Below are 23,381 nucleotides of genomic sequence, written 5' to 3' on the forward strand. Positions count from 1 at the left end.
TGGCAAACAAGCGGTGGCGGCTGAATCGCCGTGGGGTGGTAGCGGTGGCGGGCCTGGGGCTCGCGCTGGCCGGTCTGGCTGGTTGGATGGCGGTGCCGCCGGCGCTGGAGGCGGGCCGGACGCCCGGCTTCGCTGAAGGCGCGGCGCCGGCCGCCACGGTGGAAAAGGGCCGCTACGTGGCCCAGCTGGGCGACTGCGTGGCCTGCCACACCGCCCAGGGCGGCGCGCCGATGGCCGGTGGCCGGGCGCTGGAGACACCCTTCGGCACGATCTACTCGACCAACATCACCCCCGATGCCCAGCACGGCATCGGTGGCTGGAGCTATGCGGCCTTCGACCGCGCGATGCGCCGGGGCGTGGCCGCCGACGGGCACCGGCTCTATCCCGCCATGCCCTATCCGTCCTACGCCAAGATGAGCGACGAGGACATGGCCGCGTTGTGGGCCTACCTGCGCCAGGGCGTGAAGCCGGTGGCCCAGCCCAACCCGCCCTTGGCGATGAACTTCCCCTTCAACCAGCGCTGGGGCCTGGCCTACTGGGACGCGGTGTTCGCCGACAAGACGCGCTTCGTGCCCGATCCGCGCCAGGACGCGGTCTGGAACCGCGGCGCCTACCTGGTGCAGGGGCTGGGCCACTGCGGCGCCTGCCACACCCCACGCGGCGTGGGCTTCCAGGAGCTGGCGATGAGCGAGCAGGGCACCGGCGGGCGGCAGTTCCTCTCCGGCGCGCAGGTGGAGCACTGGAACGCGGTGAACCTGCGCGGCCTCTGGACCGTGGACGACACGGTGGAGATGCTCAAGACCGGGCAGAACCGCTTCGCCACCGCGTCGGGCAGCATGACCGACGTGATCCTGCATTCCACGCAGCACATCGACAGGCCCGACCTGGTGGCCATCGCCACCTACCTGAAGTCGCTGCCCAGCGACCAGCCCGCGGCCGTGCCGCCGGCGGCGGCCGCGTCGGCCGCGCTCGAGCCGCCCCCCAAGCTCTACACCAGCGCGGGCGGCCTGGGCTACACCCAGTTCTGCACCGACTGCCATCGGCCGACCGGCAGCGGCGTGAAGGGCGTGTTCCCGGGGCTGGCCGGCAATCCGACGGTGGCCGCCAAGGACCCCGCGACGCTGATCCACATCACGCTGACCGGCTGGAAGACCGCGGCCACCGGGGCCCATCCGCGCGTCTACACCATGCCCGCCTTCGCCCGCCTCGGCGACGCCGAGATCGCCGAGATCCTGAGCTTCGTGCGCGAAAGCTGGGGGCAGGGCGCCGGCCCGGTGGCGGCGGCCGACGTGGCGGCCGCCCGCAAGAGCCTGGACCCCAAGATCGACAAATCGCCCTTCGAGACGCCCCGCCTGGCCAAGCTGCTCAACGAGCCGCACGCCGATCAGCTGGTGCGCGGCATGCGGCTGAACGCCGAAACCCAGCAGCTGCTGCCCAAGCATGTGGGCAACCAGCTGAACTGCGCCTCCTGCCACCTGAACGCCGGCACGGTCGCCGACGGCTCGCCCTATGTCGGCGTCTCGGCCTTCTTCCCGTCGTACGCGCCGCGCGCCGGCAAGGTGATCACGCTGGAGGACCGCATCAACGGCTGCTTCCGCCGCTCCATGAACGGCAAGCCGCTGCCCGTGGATTCGGAGGACATGAAGGCCATGGTGGTCTACTTCGACTGGATGAAGGGCCACACCCGCAAGGAAGACAAGGTGGCCGGGCGCGGCGTCGGCAAGATCGACCCCAACATCGTGCCCAATGTCGAGAACGGCCAGAAGGTCTACGCGGCCCAGTGCGCGGTCTGCCACGGCCAGAACGGCGAGGGCCTGAAGGACGCGGCCGGCCGCAGCGTCTATCCGCCGCTGTGGGGCGACCAGTCCTTCAACATCGGCGCCGGCATGGCGCGCACCTACACGGCCGCGGCCTTCGTCAAGCGCAACATGCCCATCGGCTTCCACGAGAAGTTCCCGCTGGGCCAGGGCGGGCTGTCTGACCAGGACGCGGTCGACGTGGCCGAGTACTTCGCCCACCAGCCGCGGCCGGACTTCCCCGACAAGGTCAAGGACTGGCCCAAGGATCCCAAGCCCCGGGATGCCCGCTACTGAGCGTCCACCTCGGGCCGGGCCGCGCCCGGCCCGCCCAGCCTCCGGGCCCCGGTTCTCGCGCGGACCGGGGCCCGTCGGTGTTAGGGTTGCGCCCGTGATCCGTCGCTGGCCCCTTTTGCTGTTCTGCCTGCTGCTCGGCCCGCTGGCCCTGCTGGCCGCAGGCGCCGCCCGGGCGGTCGATGTCCGCATCGCCGTGCTGGCCTACCAGGGCGCCGAGCGCGCGGCCCAGGACTTCGAGCCCACGCTGGCGCACCTGCGCGCCCGGCTGCCCGAGCACCGCTTCGAGATGCTGCCGCTGGATCCGGCCGGCATCGAGCGCGCTGCGCGCGCCCGCGCGGTGGACTTCGTCATCACCAACCCGGGCGACTATGTCGAGCTGGAGGCCCGCGTGGGCCTGGTGCGCCTGGCCACGCTGGAGCGCGCCGCCGACCCCGGGGTCTCGGCCAGCACCGTGGGCTCCACCGTCATCGTGCGCCGACTGCCCGGCCACCCGACCCAGCTGCGCGAGCTGCGCGGACGCCGCGTGGCGGTGGTCTCGCGCGAGGCCTTTGGCGGCTGGCGCGTGATCTGGCGCGAGCTGAAGGCGGCGGGGGTGTCGCCCGCGGACCTCGCGCAGCTGCGCGAGACGGGTTTTCCGATGCAGACCGTGATCCAGAGCCTGCGCGACGGCCAGGCCGATGCCGGCGTGCTGCGCAGTTGCATGCTTGAAGAAGAGATTGCCGCCGGCCGCGTGCGCGCGGATGAGTTCGCCGTCGTGGGGGAGCGGGCGCCGGTGCAGCCCGGTGCCTGCCGCAGCTCTTCGCGGCTCTATCCCGACTGGCCGTTGGCCCGGCTCGCCAGCACGTCGCCGCTGCTGGCCAAGTCCGTCACCGCCAGCCTGCTGACCATGGCCCCGGCGGACGGCCGCGCGTGGACCGCGCCGCAGGACTATTCCGACGTCCATGCGCTGTTCCGCGATCTCAAGATCGGTCCCTACGCCCATCTGGCCCACACCACCGTGGCCGGCTTTGCGCGCGAGCATTGGCCATGGCTGGCCGTGGCCTCGGTCGCCATCCTCTGGTGGGTCTTCCACGCGGTGCGTGTGGAGGTGCTGGTACGGCGCCGCACCGCCGAGCTGACCCGCGCGATCGAGGGCCGCGAGGCGGCCGAGCGGGTCGCGCGCCAGCACCGCGAAGAGCGCGACCAGTTCTCGCGCCTGGGCATCCTCGGCGAGATGGCCTCCAACATCGCGCACGAACTCAACCAGCCGCTGGCGGCCATCGCCAACTATGCCGAAGGCATCACCCGCGTCATCGACGCCGGCCGGCCCGACACCGCTTTCATCCGCGACGGCGCGCGCGGCATCGCCGGCCAGGCCGAGCGCGCGGGCGCCATCATCCGGCGCATCCGCGGCTTTGTGCGCCGGCGCGAGGTCCGGCTGGAGCGGCTGGACCTCAACGAGCTCGTGCGCGAGACGCTGCAACTCTTCGACGGCCAGGCCCAGCTCAACGGCGTGCCCGTGTCCCTGGCGCTGGCCGAGCGGCTGCCGCGCGTGGCGGCCGACTCGTTGGAGATCGAACAGGTGCTGCTGAACCTGCTGCAGAACGCGCTGGATGCGATGGCCGAAGGCGCGCGCAAGGCGCAGGGCATCCAGGTGTCCACCCGCCTGGCCGGCGGCATGGTGGAGGTGGCCGTGCGCGACCATGGCAGCGGGCTCAGCCCCGAGGTCGAAGCGCAGCTGTTCGATGCCTTTTTCACCACCAAGCCCCAGGGCCTGGGGCTGGGCCTGTCCATCTGCCGCACCATTGTCGAAAGCCATGGCGGGCACCTGTGGGCCAAGAACGAACCCGGCGGCGGCGTGACCCTGCGCTTCGGCCTGCCGGTGCATGACGAGGAACCATGATGAGAGGCCAGCGCGCCGAGAAGGAAGAAGACCCGTCGCCCCTGATCCTGATCGTGGACGACGACGAGGCCATGCGCCGTTCCATGGCCTTCCTGTTCGCGTCCATCGGGCTGGCGGCGCGCACCTATGCCGACGCCATGAGCTTCCTGGCCGACCTGCCCGGTGACGACCAGCTCAGGCCCGGCGCCGTGGTGCTGGACGTGCGCATGCCCGGCATGAGCGGCATGGAGCTGCAGCGCCAGCTGCAGGAGCGCCGCTTTCCGCTGCCGCTGCTGATCGTGACTGGGCATGGCGACGTGCCCATGGCGGTGCAGGCGCTGAAGGCCGGCGCGTTCGATTTCATCGAGAAGCCCTTCAAGGAGCAGTACCTGCTGGACACCGTGGCCGTGGCGCTGCGCCATTCGCGCGACCGCCTGGCGAGCCGCGCGCGCGAGCTGGGCATCGCCGACCGGCTGGCGCGGCTCAGCCGGCGCGAGCAGGAGGTGCTGGACGGTGTGCTGGCCGGCAAGATCAACAAGGTGATCGCCCACGAGCTGGACCTCTCGGTGAAGACCGTGGAGGCCTACCGCGCATCCATCATGGTGAAGATGGAGGCCGGCTCCCTGCCCGAGCTGGCCCGCATGGTGCCGGAGTCTGGGAGCGATGGCGGCCGCGGCCGCAAGGTCTGAGCGGGCCGCGGGCGCCAGGTCGTTTCACCCGTCGGCTCGACGCAGCCGATGCCGCTTGAGGAGCGGCCCGGGCGCTCCGCAGTGGGGGCATGGGACTGGAGGCAGGCCCCTGCCGACGGGCAACGGGTATCTGCTGAGTGTCTGCGGCTCGACCCGCCACCCAACTTATCCTGTCTGGCGGGGATCGGCAGCGCGGGCCGGCCCGCGAGAACGGCGAACGCGCCGGCCACGCTGAGGAACAGCGCCCGCTTGGCGCGCCGGAAGCATGCCCGGGCGCGAGGCCCTACCATGCCGGCCATCAACCGGTTCGCGCAGGGAGCACGCATGCATATCGCCATCCTGACTTTCGAGGGCTTCAACGAGCTCGACTCGTTCATCGCGCAAGGCATCCTGAACCGTGTCCGGCGGCCCGGCTGGCGCGTGTCCATCGCCGGCCCGACGGCGCGCATCCGTTCGATGAATGGCGTGGTCGTCGAGGCCCAGGCGACGCTGGAGGAGGCCTGCGAGGCCGATGCGGTGCTGGTGGGCAGTGGCATGCGGACGCGCGAGGTGGTGGCCGACGCCGGCCTGATGGCGCGTCTGCGGCTGGACCCGGCGCGCCAGTTGCTGGGCGCGCAGTGCTCGGGCACGCTGGTCCTGGCCAGGCTGGGCCTGCTGGACGGCGTGCCGGCCTGCACCGACCTCATCACCAAGCCCTGGGTGGAGGAGGCCGGCGTCAGCGTGCTGGCGCAGCCCTTCTTCGCCCGCGGCAACCTGGCCACGGCCGGCGGCTGCCTGGCCTCGCAATACCTGGCCGCCTGGGCCATCGCGCGGCTGGAGGGCCTGGACGCGGCCCAGAGCGCCATCCACTACGTGGCGCCGGTCGGCGAAAAGGACGACTACGTGGCGCGCGCGCTCCAGCAGGTGGCGCGCTATCTGCCGGAAGGACCGGCAGCCACGGCCGCGGCTGCCGCTGGCTGAGCGCGGTGGAGGGGCGCCGCGTCAGACCTTCTTCACGAACTCCGACTTCAGCCCCATCGCGCCGATGCCGTCGATCTTGCAGTCGATGTCGTGGTCGCCCTCGGCCAGGCGGATGTTCTTGACCTTGGTGCCCACCTTCACGACCAGGGACGAGCCCTTGATCTTCAGGTCCTTGATCACCGTGACCGTGTCGCCGTCCTGCAGCAGGTTGCCGACGGCGTCCTTGACGACGCGCACCTCCTCGGCCGCGGCGGTGTCCGCGCCCTGGGCCAGCGACCATTCATGGCCGCATTCGGGGCAGACCAGCTGGCTGCCGTCCTCGTAGGTGTAGGCGGACTGGCACTGGGGGCAGGCGGGCAGGGTGGACATGGGGCGGGCTCCTGGAGCATGGGCCGCGAGGCCGGTAAAGAAAAAGCCCCATCCGCTTGCACGAATGAGGCTTGATTTGGCTCCCCGACCTGGGCTCGAACCAGGGACCTACGGATTAACAGTCCGGCGCTCTACCGACTGAGCTATCGGGGAATCGTTGTATGTCGGCCCGGGCATACGGTGGCACCCGGGCGTCTTGATGCTGATCTTGGCTCCCCGACCTGGGCTCGAACCAGGGACCTACGGATTAACAGTCCGGCGCTCTACCGACTGAGCTATCGGGGATCAGAGCCTAAGAGTATAGAACAGTTTTTGACAGCTCGGCAAGAGGTGACCGGTCCGAGTCGGTCACGGCGTCGTCAGAGCACCCATTCCAGCGAGGCGCGCCAGGTGCGCGGCGCCATGGGGTAGAGGTAGACGTGCTCGTACTGGTAGGGCGACTCCTTCCAGGCGCGGCGGTTGGTGGCGTTGTCCACGCCCACGCGCAGCACGGCGAGCTGGCGGCCCAGCTGCAGTTCGTAGCGGGCGCCCAGGTCCAGCCGGGTCCACGAGGGGATGAAGAGGCTGTTGTCGGGCAGCACGGCGCGCCGGCCTTCGTAGGCCAGGCCGGCCATCAGCTGCAGGCCCGGCAGCTGGGGCAGCGACTGGCGCGCCTGCAGCTTGACGGCGCTCTGCGGCACGTTGGCCGGGCGCAGGCCGTTCAGCGCGGGGTCGGCCGAGCCGTTGCGGCGCGCCTTGAGCTGCATGGCGCTGGCCAGCAGGCCGCCGCCGCTCCACTTGAAATCGGCCTGCGCTTCCAGCCCCTGGTGGTCCTGGGTGCCGTCGATGCGGCGCTCGCAGCTGCCGGGGGTGCTGTTGCAGGGGCCGACGTCGCGCCAGGCCGGTTGACTGATGTCGAACCAGTTGACGGACCAGTCCACGGTCTTGCTGCCGGACTTCAGGCCCACTTCCCACTGGCGGCTGCGCAGCGCGGGCAGCGGCTGGCCGGCGTTGCTGTAGCGGGGACGGTTGGGCGCCACTTCGGACTGGATGCCTTCGCCCCAGCTGGCATAGGCCATCAGCTGCGGGTTGATGGCATAGCTCAGCCCCAGCCAGGGCGTGGTGAGGGACTGGCGGTAGTCGGTGGCGCGCAGGTCGCTGGTGTTCACGCGCACGCTCTCACGCTGCAGCCGGGTGTGGCGCAGGCCCAGCCAGGCCTGCCATTGGGTACCGATCTGTATGGCGTCGCGCAGGAAGAGCTCGGTGCTGCGCTCGTCGCGGTTGGTGTTGGCGTCGTTCAGCGTGGGGTCGGCGGGCAGGCGCGGCAGGCCGCTGATGTTGCCGGTGCCCACGGCGTTGTAGGCCTGGCCCTGGAAGCGGCTCTTGAAGCGCGTCAGCAGCAGGCCGGCGCCCAGCTGGTGCTGCAGCCCGGCGGTGGCGAAGCGGCCCTGCACGGACAGTTCGGCGGCGTCGCTGCGGCGGCGTTCGTTCTCGCTGCGGAAGTCGGCCAGGTCGAAGTTGCCGTTGGGGCAGTAGCTGCTGGGCCAGTAGATGTCGGCCGATTCGGTGCAGCCGAAGGGGTAGGCCAGGCGGTCGTCGGTCACCAGGCGCTGCGTCATCAGGTGGGCGCGGGCGCTCCAGTCGGCGCCGAGCTGGCGCGTCACGCGCAGCGAGGCGGTCTGGCCGTCAAAGGCCACGGGCTGTGACCAGTCCTGGTTGTTGAGGTTGGTGCGCGGGTCGATCGCGCGGGCGTCGGGCAGGCGGTTGCCCAGCAGGCTGAAGCCGGGCTGGCTGGGCTGGTGCTGGTGCGACAGCTCCAGCTCGGCCTCCACCAGCAGCTCGGGGCTGGCGCGCCAGTCGCCGGCCACGGCGAGCAGGCGGCGCTGACCCTTGGCGTCGCGCAGCTCGGGGTCCAGATGGGCGGCCATGGCGTTGACGCGCAGGCCGAACTGCTTGGCGTCGCCCAGGCGGCGACTCCAGTCCAGCGCGGCCTGCACCGTGCCGCGCTCGCTGGCGCCCAGCGAGAGCGTGGTGAGGTCACCGGTGGGCCGCTTCACCACATAGTTCACCAGCCCGCCCGGCGCGCTGGTGCCGGCCTGGATGCCGCTGGTGCCCTTGAGCAGCTCCAGGCTGCCCTTGTTGGCCATCAGCAGCGCGGTTTCGGCGTTGATGGGCAGGCCGTCGCGGCGATAGTTGAAGCGGTTGTCCAGGTCGTAGCCGCGCACCTTCAGGTAGGAGACATAGCCCAGCGAGTTGTAGGCATCGCCGACGCTGGCGTCCAGCCGGGTCAGGCCGGAGGTGGCTTCGATGCCCAGGTCGTTGAGCAGGTCGTTGGAGATCACCTGGGCCTGAAGCGGCAGCTTGGCCACCGGCAGGTCGCCGAAGCCGCCCACCGTCACCGGCGCGCTGCTGCTGCCGGACACGGTCACGGCGGGCAGTGCGTTGCTGGACGTCTGGGCAGGCGAGGCGGCCGTCTGCGCCTGCGCGGGCAGCGCCAGGGCGGCGGCGGCGATCAGGCTCAGCGCGAAGGGCAGGGCCTGGGCGGCGGGGAGGGCTTGGGGATTCTTGTGGATGGCCATCGTGTCGGACTGCGTGCACTGGCAGGGTCGACACGGGCCATGACGCGGGGCCGTGGCCCTCTGGATGGCGTGCTTCCCTGCGCGAGGATTACCTCAATCAGGTTCAAAGGGACTCTCTCAGTCGACCCGGCCTGGACCGGATCAACACCCCTAGCGAAGCACGGCCGCAGCATGCGACCGTGCGGCGGCGATTTTAGCGGCGGGCGGCGCGCCCCGGGGTGCGCTGTGGCGTGGCGGCACAGGAAAGGCGGGGCCATGCATCAAGGCAAGCGGCTTCGTGACGTAGTTGCCAACCTTTCTCTGGTCATAGCATTTTTATCAAATGAAAATGAGAAGCATTGGTTGGCCGCTGCTTCAGAGGAACGGCGGCATGAAGCCAGCAATTCGTTCACGGGGTGACCCCTTCATGTCAGCACGCTCTCCGGCGGGACCGCAGCTCATGCTGCCGACCGAGCATTCCTCCGGCGCCGGGCCTGCGCCGATGGGCCGCTCGCGCGGGCCCTCGCTGCGCGTCAAGCTGCTCACCGCGGTGGCCATCGCCTGCGCCGTGGTGCTGGTGCTGACCGGCGCGGCCATGGGCGTGCTGCTGAGTTCAATCACGCAGGCCGTGCGCATGGAAGCGCGCAATCTGGCGGGTTCGGTGGCGCTCGGGGCGGTGGAGGCGGGGGCGCAGGCGCAGGCCTATGTGCAGAGCCTGGACGACCTGTACCGCCGCGATCTGTTCATCGTCAACCGCGAGCGCCGCACCATCGCCGACGTGGTGCCGGAAGAGCTGGGCCAGATCTACCGCGAGGACCCGGGCGGCGAGGTGGAACAGACCATGGCGGATGGGCAGCCGCGCACCTTCATCGAGGTCAGCGCCCAGCATCCGTCGGGTGCGAAGCAGATGGTGGTGCCGTTGCGCCAGACGGCGCTGCGCAACTCGCCCATCATTGGCGCGGTGGTGCTGGAATACACGAACATCGAACGCCAGCTCTTCATGGCCAACGTCTGGGCCCTGTACGTGGTTGGGCTGGCGGGCCTGGCGGCGGTGGTGGGGCTGGGCTACTTCGGTTGTCGCGTCGCCGGACGGCTGTCGCGCGGCATCGGCCAGGTGCGCGAGGGCGTGCTGGCGTTCGCGCAGGGCGATACCTCGGTGCGCATCGCCCCTTTGGACCCGGACGAGGTCGGCGACCTGACGCATGCCTTCAACAAAATGGCCGACGACCTGGCGCAAAGCCGCCGGGCCCTGCAGCAGGAGGCGGAGATGGCCCGGCAGGCCACCCGGCATGCGGAATTCCTGGCCTACACCGACCTGCTCACCGGGCTGGCCAACCGCACGCAGCTCTCCAACCTGATCACGCAGGCGCTGGAGCAGGCCGAGCAGAGCGGGCGCGGCGTGGGCGTGCTGTTCATGGACCTGGACCGCTTCAAGAACATCAACGACACGCTGGGTCACGAGGCCGGCGACGCGGTGCTGCGCGAGATCGCCCAGCGCCTGCGCCAATGCCTGGCCCGCCACAAGCATATCGCGCGGCTGGGCGGTGACGAGTTCGTGGTGGTGGTGCCTGGGGTGGAGGCCTGTGCCGGGCTCGGCGCGGTGGCGCGCAAGATCCTCACGGCCGTGGCGCAGCCCATGCAGGTCTTCGGCCAGGAGCTGCGCATGACCTGCAGCATCGGCATCAGCCTGTTTCCGCGCGATGGCCGCGAGGAGCATGCGCTGATGAAGAACGCCGACATCGCGCTGTATCGCGCCAAGGACGAGGGGCGCAACGGCTATGCCTTCTATTCGCCCGAGCTCAATCCGCATTCGGTCGAGAAGCTGGCGCTGGAGTCGGAGCTGCGGCGCGCGCATGAGCAGGGGCAGCTGAGGCTGCACTACCAGCCCAAGGTGGACGCGCGCAGCGGCCGCATTCTGGGCGTGGAGGCCCTGGTGCGCTGGGCCCATCCGACCATGGGCTGGGTGGCTCCGGCGCGCTTCATCCCGGTCGCCGAGGAGACTGGACTGATCGTGTCGCTGGGGCGCTGGGTGCTGGAGGAGGCCTGCCGGCAGCAGGTCGCCTGGGTGGCGGCGGGGCTGCCGCGCATCGTGATGGCGGTCAACCTTTCGATGCGCCAGTTCGGCGACCCGGCGCTGCTGGACGACGTGCGCGCCATCCTGGCCGCCACGGGCATCGCGCCGGATTGCCTGGAGCTGGAGATCACCGAAAGCCTGCTGATGCGCAACGGCGCCGCGGGCACGACGCAGCTGCACGAACTGAAGCAGCTGGGCCTCAGGCTGGCGGTCGACGACTTCGGCACCGGCTATTCCTCGCTGGCCAGCCTGAAGCGCTTCCCGATCGACACGCTGAAGATCGACCGGGCGTTCGTGCGTGACCTGGACGGCAACGAGGAAGACCAGACCCTCACGCAGGCCATCATCACCATGGGCAAGTCGCTGGGGCTGCACATCGTCGCCGAGGGCGTGGAGACGGCCGCGCAGTGCGAGTTCCTGCGGCAGCGCGACTGCGACGAGATTCAGGGCTTCTTCTTCAGCAAGGCCGTGCCGGCAGACGAGCTGGCCACGCTGCTGCGGGCCTCGGGCGAGGGGCGGTCGCCGTGGCAACGGCGGGGCGAATCGACAGGGGGCGCACCCGTCTGAGTCGCGGGCGGCGTCTTGGTGCGATTGCTGGTGATCGGGTAAAGCCTGGGGCTTCGCCGTCATGGGCTGCCGTTAGCATCGCCGCATGAAAAACGGGGAGGGGAGCGCAACGACGCTCCAGGGGACGGATTGGCCCCAGGTGGATGCTCGGCTCGACCGGGGTCTGTATCTGCAGGTTCATGCTCAGGTGGACGAGTGGCTGACCGAGGGCTCGCTGGAGGCGAGCCTGCGGGCGGTGCGCGCGATGCGCTATCTGGGTGCCGACCGGGCCGGCGACGCGCTGGCGCTGCGTCTGGGCCGACGCTATCGCGACAGTCTGCGCGCGCGCGTGGTCGCGTTGCGCACGGTGCTGGGGCGGCGCGGTGCCTATGCATTCTGGCGCGCGCAGCAGGCTTGGCCGCAGCCGCCCGCGGGCCCGCCCGATGAGCAGGCGGAGCTCCTGTCGCTGCAGGGGATCTGGCAGGCGGACCTGCGCGATTTCGAACGCGCGCGTGCCTGCCATGACCAGGCCCTCGCGTTGGCGCCGGACGACCCCTGGCTGCATATCGAGCTGTCCTATACGCTGACCCGGCAGGACTTGTACGAGCAGGCACTCGCCCGCGCGCAGCAAGCCCTGGCCCTGTGTCCGGGGTACCGCGCGGCGATCCAGCAGGTGGCGTCGCTGTACATGCTGACGCAGCGCCGGGACGAGGCGCTGGCGCTGCTGGCCGACGCGGCGCAGCACAGCGAATGCAGCGCGCTGCATCTGCAGCTGCACGACCTGTATGCGGAGTACGGCGAGCACGAGCGGGCGTTGGCCTGCATAGACGAGGCGCAGCGCTGCATGCCGCGCGCCGAAGCGGCGACCCGCGGCGGGCTGGCGGCGCGGCGCGCGGACCTGCTGATGCGGCTGGACCGGCTGGAGGAAGCGCGCGAGCAGGCGGAACAGGTGCCCGGCACCGGCTACTACGCGCAGTTGGCCGAGCGCCTGCGCACGCCGCCGAAGGGCCACTCGCGCGTCCTGCTATCCCTGGAGTTCGTGCGTCAGCACTGGTCCACCTGCGCGCCCGCGACTCTGGCCGCGCTCTCGCGCTACTGGGGGCGGCCGGCGGAGCACCTGGAAATCGCCGAGGCCATCTGCTACGACGGGACGGCCGATGTGTCCGAGCGTTGCTGGGCCCAAGATCAGGGTTTTGTCGTGCGGGAGTTCCGTCTCGACTGGCCGACCGCCTGCCAGTTGCTGGACGCCGGCCTGCCCTTCGCGCTGGTGACCCTGCAGTCGGCCAGCGGGCACCTGCAGGCCGTCGTGGGCTATGACCGGCTGCGCAACACCCTGCTGATCCGCGACCCTTACCTGCCCGTCCACACGGAATTCGAGGCCGGTGCGCTGGTCGAAGCGCAGCGGGCGCAGGGGCCGCGGGCGCTGCTGCTCGTTCCGCCCGAGGAGGTGCATCGGCTGCAGGGCCTGGTGTTGCCGGAGGCCGAGGACTGGGACCTGCTGCATGCGATGCAGGCGGCGCTGGAGCGCCATGACCGCGGCGCGGCGCTGGAGGCGCTGGAGCGTCTGCGGGGCCAAGCCCCTGGATCGCGTCTGGCATGGCGGGCGGCGCGCCAGCTGGCGGCGTACGACGGCAACGAGCCCCAGATCCATGCCGCCACGGACGCGCTGCTGCAGATGTTTCCCGGCGACGCCCACCTGCAGCTGAGCAAGGTGGCCTCGCTGGCCGAGCTGGAGGGGCAGGCGCTCGCCGAGTCCTATATGGAAGCCGCCGCGGCGCCGCTCGAAGCCGAGCCGCTGCTGCTGGCACGACTTGCGGAGCGTCTGTCGCAGGACGCACGGCGCCTGCCTCGCGCCTGGGCCCTGATGCGCCAAGCGCTGCGGCGGCAGCCCGCGCAGGGGCGTCTATGGTGGCAGTGGGCGGACCTGCTGTGGCGCGAGGGGCGGCAGCAGGCGTCGCTGGCGCCCTATCGCTGGGCAGCCTGCCTGATGCCGACCGACGAGGGCGCGGCGAAGGCCTATGCGCGCGCCTGCTGGGCCCTCGGCCGCGTGGACGAGGGGCTGGAGTTTCTGCGCCAGCGCGAGGCGACCTGGGGCGACCGCTCCAGCGCGCCCGCGATGACCTGGCATGAGCAGCTTGATCAACTGGAGAAGACTGAGGCGGCGGAGCAAGTGCTCGCGGCCGCCCTGCGCCGTCGATCCGATGACGCGGGCCTGAAGCTCTATGCCGCGGAGGATCGCCTGCGCCGACAGCGGCTGGCCGAGGCTCAGGCCCTGCTGGACGCCGCCACGGAGCCGGCACGGCGCGGCAGCCGGCTGAGAGTCTCGGCCCTGCTGAGCGAGGCTCGGGGCGACTATGCGCAGGCACTGGCCTGGGCGCAGGAAGCGGCGTCGCTGGAGCCCTTCAACTTGGCTCAGCGGCGCTTGCACCTGCGCCTGGTGGCGCGGCTGCAAGGGCGCGACGCGGCCATTGCAGAGCTGCGCGCCGTGGTGGCGCGGCACCCGGCGCACTATGGCCTGAACCGCCTGCTCTACGACTGGCTGCCCGACCGCCCGCAGGCGATCAACGAGCAGCTGGCGCACATGCTGCAGCACCATCCGCAGGACGTGTGGCTGCGCCGCGAATGCGCGGTGCAGGCCTCGCGTCAGGGGCGCCACGACGATGCGCTGCGCGAAGCGCAGGCTGCTCATGCACTGGGCGCCAACCGCGCCGACACCCAGGGGACGCTGGCCTTCGTGTTGTTGCGGCGCGAGGGCTATGCGGCGGCGCTGCCGGCGCTGCGGCGCTCGGTCGAATTGGACGTGGACTACGACTACGGCATGCGCACGCTGGTGATGTCTGCGCCGGACGCCGAGGCGGCGCGCCAGGCGGTGGACCACGTCGCCCGCGAGCTGGAGCGGCAGGTGGTGCTGGGGGATGGCCTGCTGTGCTTCCAGTCCGTCGCCAGCCGGGGCTGGGATCCCGAGGCGGTCGAGGCGGTGCTGCGGCGGGTCCACGCGGCCCGCCCGGAGGTCTGGGAGGCCTGGGTCGCGCTGGGGCGGCAGTTGCTGGAGATGGGGCGCTCCGACGCGGCCCACGAGGTGCTGGTGCCGGCGGCCTCCCGCTTTACCGGCCTGCCGCGCGTGCAGTTTGAGCTGGCCGATGTGCTGCGCCAGCTGGGCCTGCGGGAGGAAGCGCTGCAGGCCAATGCGCGCGCGCTGGCGATGTCGCCGGGATGGAACCGGGCGGTCCGCCTGCAGGTGGAGCTGATCCAGGAGATCGACGCCGACTGGGCCGCGATGGAGCCGGTGCTGCAGCGCGCGTTGCAGCTGGCCTTCGAGGATGACGACCTGATCGCGCTGCTGGCCTGGGTCCACGAGAAGCAGCAGCGCGATGCCGAGGCACTGGCGCTGTGCCGGCGTTCGCTGCTGCTGAACCCGCGGCCGAACTGGATCTGGGCGATGGCGCGGCGGATCTGTGCGCGCGCGGAGCGCCTGGTGGATTTCGACGCGCTGCTGGAGGACGTCGTGCGCAGTCGCCCCGGCGATGCCTGGGCCTGGACCGTGCAGGCCGAGCAACTGCGCGATGACGAACAGGCGCTGGCGGCCGCGGCGGAGGCCTTGCGCCTTGATCCGCTGCTGGAGTCGGCCTGGCTGGCGCGCTTCGAGCGGCTGGCGCGGCTGTCGCGCTACGCCGAGATCGAGGCGCTGCTGCAGGACTTGCCCTGGCCCGGCGAGGTTCCGGTGTCCGTGCGTGCCTGGGGGGCGCGCTGCGCCTGGCGCCGCGACGAGAAGCCGCAGGCGGTGCGCCTGCTGCGGGATCTGGTGCAGCAGCAGCGCGACGACGGCCTGTGGCGTGAGCTGGCGGACTGGGAGGACGAGTTGGGCCATGATGAGGCCTATCTCGAGGCCGCACAACAGCTGCTGCAGCTGCTGCCACACCGGGCGCTGTCGCATCTATACCTGGGGCACGCGCTGCACAAGCTCAAGCGGCAGGAAGAAGCCTTGGCGCCGCTGCGCCGTGCGCTGGAGCTCGAGCCGACCTATGTCTTCGCGGCGCACGTCCTCTGCCGCGTGGCCGAGGCGTTGCGCCGCCCCGATGAGGCCGAATGGGCGTTGCAGACGCTATGGCCCCACGAGCCGACGGTGCGGACCGCCACGCTGGGGGTGGAAGCCGCCTGCCGGGCGGAGCTGCGCGAGCGCGCGCTGGCCTGGCTGGACCGGCTGTGCGGCTGCAACGAGTACGACTGCGAACTGACCCAGCAGGCCTGTGCGCAGCTGGTGGCTGCAGGCTGGGGCGATGTGCTGCGCGAGCGCCAGCTGGACGGCCTGCGGCGCGGAAGCGGGCCCACCGGCCTGGTCGTTGACTGGCTCAGGCACCAAGCGGACCGCCGTGGCGTGTTGTGGACCGGGTGGCGCGCCGGGCGTGAGATGCGCCAGGCCCGAGGCACGCTGCTGCAGCGGGGCCTGTTGCGCTGGCTGGTGGAGGGGGAGCACGACCTGCTGCTTCGTGGCTTTCTCTGGCGCCACGCGGCGGCGCTGCGCGCCGACGAAGTCAGCTGGGGCGAGGTGAGCTATGCCCTGCTCAGCCGGGACATGGGCCGCACGCTGATCCGCTGGATGAAGGACTGGCGCCAGCGCCCGCAGGCGCCGGTCTGGGCCCTGAGCAACTACTGCGTGGCGCTGGCCCAGCGGCGCCGTTGGCGCGAGGTGGCCGAGGTCGTTGACGCGGGTCTGCCCCGCTCGCCTTATCAGGAGGACATGCGCTTCTGGCAATTGGTCCTGCTCGCCGGGCAGGGACCGCGGGAGGCCTTGGAGCACGCGCTGGCGCGGCAGCATGAATGGACGCCCGATCCCTGGATGCGCCATCCGCTGAAGGTGGTGCATGCCTATGTCGAGCTGTGGCGCCAACAGGCGGCCGCCGGTACGGTGTCGGCGTTCCGCCGGTCGGCCGAAGGCGGCGGCGAGACAACCCTGGCGATCTGGCGGCGCCTGCGCCTTCCTGCGCTGTTCCAACATACGCCGCTGGCGCGCCAGTGGCGCTGGTGGTGGCCGGGCGCCTAAAGCCAGCGAGGGGGCCGCGGGTCAACCCGGCTGCCACCCCAGCTGGCGCGACAGCAGCTCGGCGCTTTTCTTCAGCGCCTGGCCGATGGGGCCGTCGGCGCGGGTGTCGAAGCTGCCGCTGGGACCGATGGCGGTGAGGCTGAGCAGCATGCGGCCACGCTGGTCGAAAACCGGGGCGGCGAGGGCGGAGACGCCGGCCACGACGCCGTCCTGCGAGCGCGCCAGGCCCTCGGCGCGGATCTGCGGCGCCTGGGCCTGCAGCTCGGCCAGCGTCGCGGCGGGCAGGCCCTCGACGGCCAGCGCGGCGGCGGTGTCCGCGGCGGGCATCAGCGCGGCGAACAGCCGGCCGGACGCGGTGCCGGGCAGGCTCATCACCGTGCCGTGGCGCATGCTGACATGCACCGGGGTGGGCGCCTCGGCCACGCGCACGATGGTGGGGCCGCGGTTGCCCCAAACCGCGATGGCCACGGTATGGCCCAGCTCCGCGGACAGCGCCTCGATGCGCGGCGTGGCCAGGCGCACCGGGTCGTACTGCTGCAGGCTGATCAGGCCCAGCTGCAGCGCCAGCGGGCCCAGGCCGTAGCGCCCGCCTTCCTGCTCGACCAGCCCGAGCTTGATGAAGCTGACCAGGTAGGGATGGGCCTTGGCCGGCGGCATGCCGGCCTCGCGCGCCAGGTCTTTCAGCGCCATTGGGCCCCCTTGGTGGGCCAGCGCCACCAGCAGCTGGCCGCCCACTTCGATGCTCTGGATGCCGCGCGATTCGCGCGGCGGGCTGGATTCGTCGGACGCCATGTTCGGGTTTTTACTAATCTAACTGATTAGACATTATCAAACGCCGTGACTATCATCAAGTCCGAGATTTGCCATACGCAAATCAATTTGATTTAGATGAAAGGTGCCCCGGCATGAGCAGCAAGACCTTCGCGTCGCACGCGGATCTGGAAGAGAAGCAGGTCAGCTTCGACAAGCTGTCCGATCACGCCTATGCCTACACGGCCGAGGGCGACCCCAACACCGGCATCGTGATCGGCGACGACGCGGTGATGGTGATCGACACCCAGGCCACGCCGGTGATGGCGCAGGACGTGATCCGCCGCATCCGCGAGGTGACCGACAAGCCGATCAAATACGTGCTGCTGTCGCACTACCACGCGGTGCGCGTGCTGGGCGCCGCGGCCTACAAGGCCGAGGGCTGCGAGCAGGTGATCGCCAGCCAGGACACCTACGACCTGATCGTCGAGCGCGGTGAACAGGACAAGGCCAGCGAGATCGGCCGCTTCCCGCGCCTGTTCCGCAATGTCGAGTCGGTGCCCGCGGGCCTGACCTGGCCGACGCTGACCTTCAGCGGCAAGATGACCTTGTGGCTGGGCCGGCTGGAAGTGCAGATCCTGCAGCTGGGCCGCGGCCACACCAAGGGCGATACGGTCGTCTGGCTGCCGCAGGAGCGCATCCTGTTCAGCGGCGACCTGGTGGAGTTCGACGCCACGCCCTATGCCGGCGACGCTTACTTCCAGGACTGGCCGCAGACGCTGGACGCCATCGCCGCGCTGAAGCCGGCCAAGCTGGTGCCGGGCCGCGGCCCCGCGCTGCAGACGCCCGAGCAGGTGCAGGCCGGGCTGGCGGGCACCAAGGCCTTTGTCTCCGAGCTCTATGCCGCGGTGAAGGCCGGCGTGGCCGCCGGCCGCGACCTGAACGCGGTCTACCGCGAGACCTATGCGCAGCTGGAAAAGACCTATGGCCGCTGGGTGATCTTCGCTCACTGCATGCCCTTCGACGTCACCCGCGCCTTCGACGAGGCCAGCGGCCACCAGCATCCGCGCATCTGGACCGCCGAGCGCGACCTCGAGATGTGGAAGACCCTCGAAGGCCAGTGAGCCGCAACCCCAGGGAGACCCCGCCATGAAGATCGAACGCATCCACCACGTCGCGTACCGCTGCAAGGACGCCAAGGCCACCGTGGACTGGTATGTGAAGCACCTGAACATGGACTTCGTGCTCGCCATCGCCGAGGACCAGGTGCCCTCCACCAAGGCGCCCGACCCCTATATGCACGTCTTCCTCGACGCGGGGCAGGGCAATGTGCTGGCCTTCTTCGAGCTGCCCAACGCGCCGGCCATGGGCCGTGACGAGGCCACGCCGGAATGGGTGCAGCACATCGCGTTCAAGGTGGACAGCGTCGCCACGCTGGAGGCCACCAAGGCGCGGCTGGAGGCGGCGGGCATCGCCGTCGTCGGCGTGACCGACCACACCATCTTCAAGAGCATCTACTTCTTCGACCCCAACGGCCACCGCGTGGAGCTGGCCGCCGACGTCGGCACGCCGGACATGTACGCGCGCCTGGACGCCTGCAAGTGGGAGATGCTGGAGGAATGGTCGCGCACGCGCCGCGCCCCCAAGCACGCCGCCTGGATGCACGAACAAGAGTTCAAGGCCTGAAGGCCGTCCCGGCCGGCGGCGCCGGCCCGGGCGAGGACGGAGACCCCCGCGATGCAGAAGACCTACCAGTACCCCGAATACGCCTACCGCCAGAGCGACGAGCAGCGCCTGGGCCAGCCCCAGGACCATGCGGTGGTCGTGATCGGTGCCGGCCCGGTGGGCCTGACCATGGGCCTGGACCTGGCCGAGCGCGGCACGCCGGTGGTGGTGCTGGACGACAACAACAGCGTCTCCATCGGTTCGCGCGCGGTCTGCTATGCCAAGCGCACGCTGGAGGTCTGGGACCGCCTGGGCGTGGCCGCGCCCCTGGTGGCGCGCGGCGTGTCCTGGAAGGTGGGCAAGGTCTTCCACCGCGATGACCTGGCCTACCGCTTCGACCTGCTGCCCGAGCCGCAGCACAAGCTGCCGGCGATGATCAACCTGCAGCAATACCACCTGGAGGAGCGCCTGGTCGAGGCCTGCGACGCCCATCCGCGGGTGGACCTGCGCTGGAAGCACAAGCTGCTCGCGCTGGAGCACGACGACGCTGGCGTGCGCCTCACCGTGGAGACGCCCGACGGCGTTTTCCAGATGCACACCCGCTATCTGATCGCCTGCGACGGCGCCAGCAGCGACGTGCGCCGCATGATGGGCCTGGAGTTCCAGGGGCAGGCCTTCCAGGACCGCTTCCTGATCGCCGACGTGGTGATCCAGCCCAAGGCGGGCGCGCCCGATCCGGGAGCGCTCGCGCAGAGCCGCGGCGCCACGCTGCAGCGACTGGACGCCGAGCCCGAGCGCTGGTTCTGGTTCGACCCGCCGTTCCACCCCGGGCAGTCGGTGCTGCTGCACAAGCAGGCCGACCAGGTCTGGCGCATCGATTTCCAGCTCGGCTGGCAGGCCGACCCAGTGGAGGAGAAAAGACCCGAGCGCGTGATCCCGCGCATCCGCGCGATGCTGGGCGAGGACGTGGCGTTCGAGCTGGAATGGGTGTCGGTCTATCAGTTCGCCTGCCGCCGCATGGACCATTTCCGCCATGGCCGCGTGCTCTTCGCCGGCGATTCGGCGCACCAGGTTTCGCCCTTCGGCGCGCGGGGCGCCAACACCGGTGTGCAGGACGTGGACAACCTCGCGTGGAAGCTCGCCGCCGTGCTGCGCGGCGAGGCGCCCGACGCGCTGCTGGACAGCTACGACGCCGAGCGCGTGCAGGCGGCCGACGACAACCTGGGGCATTCCACCCGCGCCACCGACTTCATCACGCCCAAGAGCGCCACCTCGCGGCTGCTGCGCGACGCGGTGCTGGAGCTGGCGCGCGACTGCGCCTTCGCCCGCCCGCTGGTCAACAGCGGCCGGCTCTCCACGCCCACGCCCTATGTCGGCAGCGCGCTGAACAGCGCGGAGGAAGACCTGTTCGCCGCGCCCACCGCGGCCCCGGGCTGGGGCGCGCCGGACGCGCCGCTGCGGCACGCCGGCGGCGCCGGCTGGCTGGTGGACCTGCTGGGCCGTGGCTTCGTGCTGCTGCACTTCGGGCCGGCCAGCGAGGCGCTGCGGCGCGCGCTGCAAGACCTGACCCCGGCGGTGCAACTGCTGCAGGTGGGCCCGACGCCCGACGACAGGCCGGGGGGCGGCGCCTGGCTGGACGATTGCGAGGGCCTGCTCGCGCAGCGCTATGGCGCCGCGGCCGGCACCGCCTACCTGGTCCGGCCCGACCGGGTGGTCGCCGCGCGCTGGCGCGAGGCCGAGCCGGCGCGGGTGCGCGCGGCGCTGGACCGCGCGCTGGCGCGGGCCTGATGGCGATGGGAGAGACGACGATGAGCCTGAACCTGAACCCCAACATCCCCGATCCCGACGGCTTCTACGCCGCGCTGATCCAGGCGCAGCAAGGCATGAGCGACGAGCAGGCGCAGCTCTTCGTTGCCAAGCTCGCGCTCATCCTGGCCAACCATGTGGGCCAGCGCGGCGTGCTGGACGACGCGCTGGCCGTGGCGCGTCAGAATACGCTGGCCCACCATCCCTGATCGACGCCGGGCCCCGTGCCCGGCACCTCGGGGCCGGCAGCCCGCCACGAGCGGGCGTGCCGGCCCGCTAGCTTTGGAGCACTCCACACGATGGCGTCCTGGACTTCTTTGAACTACCTGGCCGGCTTCGGCAACCAGCATCAGAGCGAGGCCGTGCCCGGCAGCCTGCCGCGGGGGCGCAACAGCCCGCAGCGCGCGCCGCTGGGGCTGTATGCCGAGCTGATCTCCGGCAGCGCCTTCACCGCGCCGCGCGCCGACAACCACCGCAGCTGGGTCTACCGCCGCCAGCCCTCGGTGGTGGCGGGGGCCTACAAGCCGCTGCCGCACGAGCTGCTCAAGACCGGCGCGGCCGACGGCGAGCGCTCGCCGCCCGATCCGCTGCGCTGGCATCCGGTGGAGATGCCCGAGCAACCGCTGGACTTCGTCGAGGGCCTGCGCACGCTGGCGCTCAACGGCGACCCGGACCACCACCAGGGCATGGCCGCGCACTGGTACGTGGCCAATCGCGACATGGGGCGCAAGGCCCTCGTCAACGCCGATGGCGAGATGCTCATCGTCCCGCAGCAGGGCGCGCTGCGCGTCACCACCGAGCTGGGCCGGCTGGACGTGCGCCCGGGCGAAATCGTGCTGGTGCCGCGCGGCATGGCGTTCAAGGTGGACGTGGACGGCCCGTCGCGCGGCTATGTCTGCGAGAACTACGGCGCGGCCCTGCGCCTGCCCGAGCTGGGCCCGATCGGCTCCAACGGCCTGGCCAATCCGCGCGACTTCCTCGCCCCCACGGCCTGGTTCGAGACCGAGCCCGGCGCCTACCACCTGGTGAAGAAGTTTGGCGGCCGGCTGTGGCAGAGCGAGCAGGGCCACAGCCCCTTCAACGTCGTTGCCTGGCACGGCAACCTCGCGCCGCTGAAGTACGACACCGCGAACTTCATGACCCTGGGCACGGTCAGCTTCGACCACCCGGACCCCAGCATCTTCACGGTGCTCACCAGCCCCTCGGACACGCCGGGCTGGGCAAATGTGGATTTCGTGATCTTCCCGCCGCGCTGGATGGTGGCCGAGGACAGCTTCCGCCCGCCCTGGTACCACCGCAACGTGATGAGCGAATTCATGGGCCTGGTGCTGGGCCAGTACGACGCCAAGCCCGAGGGCTTCCGCCCCGGCGGCGCCAGCCTGCACAACGCCTTCGTGCCGCATGGTCCGGACCGCGAGGCCTTTGAGAAGGCGAGCAGCGCGGCGCTGCAGCCGCACAAGCTGGACCAGACCCTGGCCTTCATGTTTGAGACGCGCTGGCGCCTGCGGCCCACCGCCTATGCGCTGAGCCCGGAGCACCTGGACGGCGCCTATGCCCGCTGCTGGGACGGCCTGGCCGACCACTTCGACGCAGGCAAGGCCTGACCCCACCTGATCCCTGACCGACACGACGACGATGACGCTCCCGAATCTCGACTTCACCCACGACCCCGCCGCGCAGAGCTGGGTGGCCAGCGCCAATGCCGAGGGCTGCGACTTCCCGCTGCAGAACCTGCCCTATGGGCGCTTCCGCCGCGCCGGCCACAACGAGGACTGGCGCATTGGCGTGGCCATCGGCGACCAGATCCTGGACCTGCGCCGCGCCGCCGAGCGCGGACGCTGGGAGACACCGCTGCAGGTGCTGCTGCAGCCGCTCGCGCAAGGCGACCTGAACGCGCTGATGGCGGCGCCCAAGGCGGCGCGCGTGGCGCTGCGCCAGGCGCTGTTCCGTGCGCTGCAGGCGGGCAGCCCGCAGCAGGCGCTGCTCGCCGACGCGCTGCTGGCGCAGCACGAGGCCGAGCTCGCGCTGCCCTGCCGCATCGGTGACTACACCGACTTCTACACCGGCATCCATCACGCCACCACGGTGGGCAAGCTGTTCCGTCCGGACAACCCGCTGCTGCCCAACTACAAATGGGTGCCCATCGGCTACCACGGCCGTGCCTCGTCCATCGGCATCAGCGGCCAGCAGCTGCACCGTCCCTGGGGCCAGCTCAAGGCGCCCGATGCCGACGCGCCCGTGTTCGCGCCTGCCAAGCGGCTGGACTATGAGCTGGAGCTGGGCCTGTTCGTCGGCCCCGGCAACGCGCTGGGCGAACCCATCCCGATGGCCCAGGCCGACGAACATCTGTTCGGTCTGTGCCTGCTCAACGACTGGTCGGCCCGCGACGTGCAGGCCTGGGAATACCAGCCGCTGGGGCCTTTCCTGGCGAAGAACTTCGGCAGCACCATCTCGCCCTGGGTGGTGACGATGGAGGCGCTGGCGCCCTTCCGCTGCGCACAACAGCGCCCCGAGGGCGACCCGCCGCCGCTGCCCTATCTGGACAGCGAGGCCAACCGCAGCCTCGGCGGCCTGGACCTCGAGCTGGAGGTTTGGCTTCAGACCGCCGCCATGCGCGCCGCCGGCGAACCCGCGACGCGGCTGATGCGCTCCAACTTCCGCCACGCCTACTGGACCCTGGCGCAGATGCTGGTGCACCACGCGAGCAATGGCTGCAACCTGCAGCCGGGCGACCTGCTGGGCACCGGCACGCAGTCCGGCCCCGCGGCGGACGAGGGCGGCTCGCTGCTGGAGCTGAGCCAGGGCGGCAAGCAAGCCCTGACCCTGCCCAATGGCGAGACGCGCAGCTTCTTGCAGGACGGCGACACCGTGATCCTGCGCGCCCATGCGCAGGCCGGCGGCGCGCGCCGCATCGGCTTCGGCGATTGCGCGGCCACGCTGCTGGCGGCACGCGCCGGCTGAGCCCTCGCCACGGTCCCGGCGATGCCGCC

The 23,381-nt window shown here is 71.0% G+C and carries 16 protein-coding genes, 2 tRNA genes and 1 riboswitch; of the genes, 13 read left to right on the forward strand and 5 right to left on the reverse strand.

The genetic code is table 11. The features are described from left to right. Positions 1-86: 86 nt before the first annotated feature. The 4 genes from LZ017_RS01205 to LZ017_RS01220 all read left to right on the forward strand — a co-directional run bounded on the left by LZ017_RS01205 (position 87) and on the right by LZ017_RS01220 (position 5,603). Positions 87-2,093 carry a c-type cytochrome gene (locus LZ017_RS01205; RefSeq protein WP_241298684.1) on the forward strand — a complete coding sequence of 669 codons (2,007 nt, stop codon included), beginning with the start codon at positions 87-89 and terminating at the stop codon, positions 2,091-2,093. Positions 2,094-2,187: 94 nt separating this feature from the next. Then, a complete protein-coding gene (locus tag LZ017_RS01210) occupies positions 2,188-3,975 on the forward strand; it encodes a PhnD/SsuA/transferrin family substrate-binding protein (RefSeq protein WP_241298229.1) in 1,788 nt (595 codons plus the stop codon). After that, positions 3,972-4,643: a response regulator transcription factor gene (locus LZ017_RS01215; protein WP_241298231.1), complete on the forward strand. Its 672-nt coding sequence runs from the start codon at positions 3,972-3,974 to the stop codon at positions 4,641-4,643. The genes LZ017_RS01210 and LZ017_RS01215 overlap by 4 nt, the downstream gene beginning before the upstream one ends. Before the next feature lie 324 nt (positions 4,644-4,967). Beyond that, positions 4,968-5,603 carry a DJ-1/PfpI family protein gene (locus tag LZ017_RS01220; RefSeq protein WP_241298233.1) on the forward strand — a complete coding sequence of 212 codons (636 nt, stop codon included), beginning with the start codon at positions 4,968-4,970 and terminating at the stop codon, positions 5,601-5,603. Between the two features lie 21 nt (positions 5,604-5,624). Here LZ017_RS01220 and LZ017_RS01225 read toward each other — a convergent pair whose 3' ends face one another. The 4 genes from LZ017_RS01225 to LZ017_RS01240 form a co-directional block, all read right to left on the reverse strand. Continuing rightward, complete coding sequence (locus LZ017_RS01225) at positions 5,625-5,972, reverse strand: zinc ribbon domain-containing protein YjdM (RefSeq protein WP_241298235.1); 348 nt, start codon at positions 5,970-5,972, stop codon at positions 5,625-5,627. Between the two features lie 77 nt (positions 5,973-6,049). Beyond that, a tRNA-Asn gene (locus tag LZ017_RS01230) sits at positions 6,050-6,125 on the reverse strand. Between the two features lie 56 nt (positions 6,126-6,181). Beyond that, positions 6,182-6,257, reverse strand: a tRNA-Asn gene (locus LZ017_RS01235). A gap of 74 nt (positions 6,258-6,331) precedes the next feature. Continuing rightward, positions 6,332-8,530 carry a TonB-dependent siderophore receptor gene (locus LZ017_RS01240; protein WP_241298237.1) on the reverse strand — a complete coding sequence of 733 codons (2,199 nt, stop codon included), beginning with the start codon at positions 8,528-8,530 and terminating at the stop codon, positions 6,332-6,334. Positions 8,531-8,587: 57 nt separating this feature from the next. Then, positions 8,588-8,692: riboswitch (TPP riboswitch) on the reverse strand. A gap of 93 nt (positions 8,693-8,785) precedes the next feature. Here LZ017_RS01240 and LZ017_RS01245 point away from each other — a divergent pair. From LZ017_RS01245 to LZ017_RS01255, 3 genes are all read left to right on the forward strand, one after another. Further along, a complete protein-coding gene (locus LZ017_RS01245) occupies positions 8,786-8,929 on the forward strand; it encodes a hypothetical protein (protein WP_241298239.1) in 144 nt (47 codons plus the stop codon). A gap of 40 nt (positions 8,930-8,969) precedes the next feature. Next, positions 8,970-11,150 carry a bifunctional diguanylate cyclase/phosphodiesterase gene (locus tag LZ017_RS01250; RefSeq protein WP_241298241.1) on the forward strand — a complete coding sequence of 727 codons (2,181 nt, stop codon included), beginning with the start codon at positions 8,970-8,972 and terminating at the stop codon, positions 11,148-11,150. Positions 11,151-11,289: 139 nt separating this feature from the next. Next, on the forward strand, positions 11,290-16,170 hold the full coding sequence (locus LZ017_RS01255; RefSeq protein WP_241298243.1) for a C39 family peptidase: 4,881 nt from the start codon (positions 11,290-11,292) through the stop codon (positions 16,168-16,170). Positions 16,171-16,191: 21 nt separating this feature from the next. Here the strand turns inward: LZ017_RS01255 and LZ017_RS01260 are convergent, their stop codons facing one another. Continuing rightward, positions 16,192-16,962 carry an IclR family transcriptional regulator gene (locus LZ017_RS01260; protein ID WP_241298244.1) on the reverse strand — a complete coding sequence of 257 codons (771 nt, stop codon included), beginning with the start codon at positions 16,960-16,962 and terminating at the stop codon, positions 16,192-16,194. Between the two features lie 113 nt (positions 16,963-17,075). Between LZ017_RS01260 and LZ017_RS01265 the strand changes: the two genes are divergently transcribed. The 6 genes from LZ017_RS01265 (at position 17,076) to fahA (ending at position 23,352) form a co-directional block, all read left to right on the forward strand. Continuing rightward, positions 17,076-18,044, forward strand: a complete 969-nt coding sequence (locus LZ017_RS01265; RefSeq protein ID WP_241298245.1) for an MBL fold metallo-hydrolase — start codon at positions 17,076-17,078, stop codon at positions 18,042-18,044. Positions 18,045-18,069: 25 nt separating this feature from the next. Next, the gene (locus LZ017_RS01270; RefSeq protein WP_241298246.1) at positions 18,070-18,606 is read left to right on the forward strand and encodes a VOC family protein; all 537 of its coding nucleotides are present in this window, start codon (positions 18,070-18,072) and stop codon (positions 18,604-18,606) included. Between the two features lie 51 nt (positions 18,607-18,657). After that, complete coding sequence (locus tag LZ017_RS01275) at positions 18,658-20,373, forward strand: FAD-dependent oxidoreductase (protein ID WP_241298247.1); 1,716 nt, start codon at positions 18,658-18,660, stop codon at positions 20,371-20,373. Positions 20,374-20,393: 20 nt separating this feature from the next. Beyond that, complete coding sequence (locus tag LZ017_RS01280) at positions 20,394-20,600, forward strand: DUF2783 domain-containing protein (protein WP_241298248.1); 207 nt, start codon at positions 20,394-20,396, stop codon at positions 20,598-20,600. A gap of 90 nt (positions 20,601-20,690) precedes the next feature. After that, the gene (gene hmgA / locus LZ017_RS01285; RefSeq protein ID WP_241298249.1) at positions 20,691-21,995 is read left to right on the forward strand and encodes a homogentisate 1,2-dioxygenase; all 1,305 of its coding nucleotides are present in this window, start codon (positions 20,691-20,693) and stop codon (positions 21,993-21,995) included. A gap of 31 nt (positions 21,996-22,026) precedes the next feature. Continuing rightward, complete coding sequence (gene fahA / locus LZ017_RS01290) at positions 22,027-23,352, forward strand: fumarylacetoacetase (RefSeq protein WP_241298250.1); 1,326 nt, start codon at positions 22,027-22,029, stop codon at positions 23,350-23,352. Positions 23,353-23,381 lie beyond the last annotated feature (29 nt).

The organism is Pelomonas sp. CA6 (genome assembly GCF_022549225.1).
Lineage (GTDB): Bacteria > Pseudomonadota > Gammaproteobacteria > Burkholderiales > Burkholderiaceae_C > Roseateles.

Coding starts and splice junctions, on each gene's coding strand:
- LZ017_RS01240 (WP_241298237.1), bottom strand. CDS start 8,530: ATGGCCATCCACAAGAATCCCCAAGCCCTCCCCGCCGCCCAGGCCCTG.
- LZ017_RS01225 (WP_241298235.1), bottom strand. CDS start 5,972: ATGTCCACCCTGCCCGCCTGCCCCCAGTGCCAGTCCGCCTACACCTAC.
- LZ017_RS01275 (WP_241298247.1), top strand. CDS start 18,658: ATGCAGAAGACCTACCAGTACCCCGAATACGCCTACCGCCAGAGCGAC.
- fahA (WP_241298250.1), top strand. CDS start 22,027: ATGACGCTCCCGAATCTCGACTTCACCCACGACCCCGCCGCGCAGAGC.
- LZ017_RS01250 (WP_241298241.1), top strand. CDS start 8,970: ATGCTGCCGACCGAGCATTCCTCCGGCGCCGGGCCTGCGCCGATGGGC.
- LZ017_RS01280 (WP_241298248.1), top strand. CDS start 20,394: ATGAGCCTGAACCTGAACCCCAACATCCCCGATCCCGACGGCTTCTAC.
- LZ017_RS01220 (WP_241298233.1), top strand. CDS start 4,968: ATGCATATCGCCATCCTGACTTTCGAGGGCTTCAACGAGCTCGACTCG.
- LZ017_RS01245 (WP_241298239.1), top strand. CDS start 8,786: ATGCATCAAGGCAAGCGGCTTCGTGACGTAGTTGCCAACCTTTCTCTG.
- LZ017_RS01270 (WP_241298246.1), top strand. CDS start 18,070: ATGAAGATCGAACGCATCCACCACGTCGCGTACCGCTGCAAGGACGCC.
- LZ017_RS01260 (WP_241298244.1), bottom strand. CDS start 16,962: ATGGCGTCCGACGAATCCAGCCCGCCGCGCGAATCGCGCGGCATCCAG.
- LZ017_RS01215 (WP_241298231.1), top strand. CDS start 3,972: ATGATGAGAGGCCAGCGCGCCGAGAAGGAAGAAGACCCGTCGCCCCTG.
- LZ017_RS01205 (WP_241298684.1), top strand. CDS start 87: ATGGCGGTGCCGCCGGCGCTGGAGGCGGGCCGGACGCCCGGCTTCGCT.
- hmgA (WP_241298249.1), top strand. CDS start 20,691: ATGGCGTCCTGGACTTCTTTGAACTACCTGGCCGGCTTCGGCAACCAG.
- LZ017_RS01265 (WP_241298245.1), top strand. CDS start 17,076: ATGAGCAGCAAGACCTTCGCGTCGCACGCGGATCTGGAAGAGAAGCAG.